Source organism: Methylobacterium sp. WL19 (assembly GCF_008040005.1).
Classification (GTDB): domain Bacteria; phylum Pseudomonadota; class Alphaproteobacteria; order Rhizobiales; family Beijerinckiaceae; genus Methylobacterium; species Methylobacterium bullatum.
On the sequence record NZ_VRVC01000320.1, the window covers coordinates 1 to 438 of the forward strand.

Consider the following 438-nt stretch of genomic DNA (forward strand, 5'->3'; position numbering starts at 1 on the left):
ATGCTCGTGGGCGCCCTGCGGGTCGCGGCGGTGCAGAGCCTCGGCCTGGCGACGCTGGGCGCCCTCATCGGCGCGGGCGGCCTCGGGCGGATCGTCTTCGACGGCATGGCGCAATTCGCCCCGGACCTGATCCTGCTGGGTGCCATCCCCATCATCCTCCTGTCCCTGGCGGCGGAAGGGTCGCTGAGCGCCGTCGAGGCCTCCTGCCGGGCGCGGTGGCGCGCATGAGGCCCGGCCTGCGCACCGCCCTCGCCACCGGTCTCGTCGGGGCGGCCCTCGCCGCCATGAGCCATCCGACCGTGGCGGCCTGGATCGTCTCGGGCCTCGGGGAGGCGCCGCGGCGCGGCTTGAGCGCGGAGCGCCTGCTGGCCCTGGCAACGCATCACCTCGCCCTCGCCGGGACCGGGCTCGCCCTGGTGGCGTTGCTCGGCCTCGGCC

The 438-nt window shown here is 76.5% G+C and carries 2 pseudogenes; both read left to right on the top strand.

Annotated elements, in window-relative coordinates:
* Positions 1-228 (top strand): annotated as a pseudogene (locus FV220_RS25265) (hypothetical protein); the annotation flags it as partial.
* Positions 225-438 (top strand): annotated as a pseudogene (locus tag FV220_RS25270) (ABC transporter permease); the annotation flags it as partial. The pseudogenes FV220_RS25265 and FV220_RS25270, both read left to right, overlap by 4 nt.